We start from the raw sequence: 1454 nt of genomic DNA on the forward strand, positions 1-1454 counted from the left end.
CTGACCCATTATACAAAAGGTACGCAGTCACCCAACAAAGTGGGCTCCCACTGCTTGTACGCATACGGTTTCAGGATCTATTTCACTCCCCTCTCCGGGGTTCTTTTCGCCTTTCCCTCACGGTACTAGTTCACTATCGGTCAGTCAGTAGTATTTAGCCTTGGAGGATGGTCCCCCCATATTCAGACAAAGTTTCTCGTGCTCCGTCCTACTCGATTTCACTTCTAAGATCCTTTCGCGTACAGGGCTATCACCCACTATGGCCGCACTTTCCAGAGCGTTCCGCTAAAATCAAAGAAGCTTAAGGGCTAGTCCCCGTTCGCTCGCCACTACTAAGGGAATCTCGGTTGATTTCTTTTCCTCAGGGTACTTAGATGTTTCAGTTCCCCTGGTTCGCCTCTTACGCCTATGTATTCAGCGTAAGATAACCATCTTATGATGGCTGGGTTCCCCCATTCAGACATCTCCGGATCACAGTCTGTTTGCCGACTCCCCGAAGCTTTTCGCAGGCTACCACGTCTTTCATCGCCTCTGACTGCCAAGGCATCCACCGTATGCGCTTCTTCACTTGACCATATAACCCCAAGCAATCTGGTTATACTGTGAAGACGACATTCGCCGAAAATTCGTACGCTTGCTCATCGAGCAACTCACAAATTTTACCTTAGCCTGAACACCACCAGTGAAAGTGGCCTTCAGTCTATCTTTCTATCACATACCCAAATTTTTAAAGAACGATCTAATCAAAAGACTAGAAATCAACATTCACCATCACCTTGATGGAATGCTCATTTCTAAGCTTTAACGAGGGTCACCAATCGGTAAATGGTGGAGCCAAGCGGGATCGAACCGCTGACCTCCTGCGTGCAAGGCAGGCGCTCTCCCAGCTGAGCTATGGCCCCGTATCGCTACAGGGTGCACCAGTAATTGGTGGGTCTGGGCAGATTCGAACTGCCGACCTCACCCTTATCAGGGGTGCGCTCTAACCAACTGAGCTACAGACCCAATCGTCTTCTTCAATGAATCAAGCAATTCGTGTGGGAGCTCATGGAGCCGCTGCGGTCGTCGATTAAGGAGGTGATCCAGCCGCAGGTTCCCCTACGGCTACCTTGTTACGACTTCACCCCAGTCATGAATCACACCGTGGTAACCGTCCCCCCGAAGGTTAGACTAGCTACTTCTGGTGCAACCCACTCCCATGGTGTGACGGGCGGTGTGTACAAGGCCCGGGAACGTATTCACCGCGACATTCTGATTCGCGATTACTAGCGATTCCGACTTCACGCAGTCGAGTTGCAGACTGCGATCCGGACTACGATCGGTTTTGTGGGATTAGCTCCACCTCGCGGCTTGGCAACCCTCTGTACCGACCATTGTAGCACGTGTGTAGCCCAGGCCGTAAGGGCCATGATGACTTGACGTCATCCCCACCTTCCTCCGGTTTGTCACCGGCA

At 51.5% G+C, this 1454-nt stretch carries 2 tRNA genes and 2 rRNA genes; all 4 read right to left on the reverse strand.

Annotated elements, in window-relative coordinates:
- A 23S ribosomal RNA gene (locus RGM2987_RS00150) occupies nt 1–574 on the reverse strand; the annotation flags it as partial.
- A 252-nt stretch (nt 575–826) separates the two neighbouring features.
- A tRNA-Ala gene (locus RGM2987_RS00155) sits at nt 827–902 on the reverse strand.
- Between the two features lie 26 nt (nt 903–928).
- Nucleotides 929–1005, reverse strand: a tRNA-Ile gene (locus RGM2987_RS00160).
- Between the two features lie 65 nt (nt 1006–1070).
- Nucleotides 1071–1454 (reverse strand): 16S ribosomal RNA (locus RGM2987_RS00165); the annotation flags it as partial.

The sequence above is a fragment of the Pseudomonas sp. RGM2987 genome, from assembly GCF_022952855.1.
Lineage (GTDB): Bacteria > Pseudomonadota > Gammaproteobacteria > Pseudomonadales > Pseudomonadaceae > Aquipseudomonas.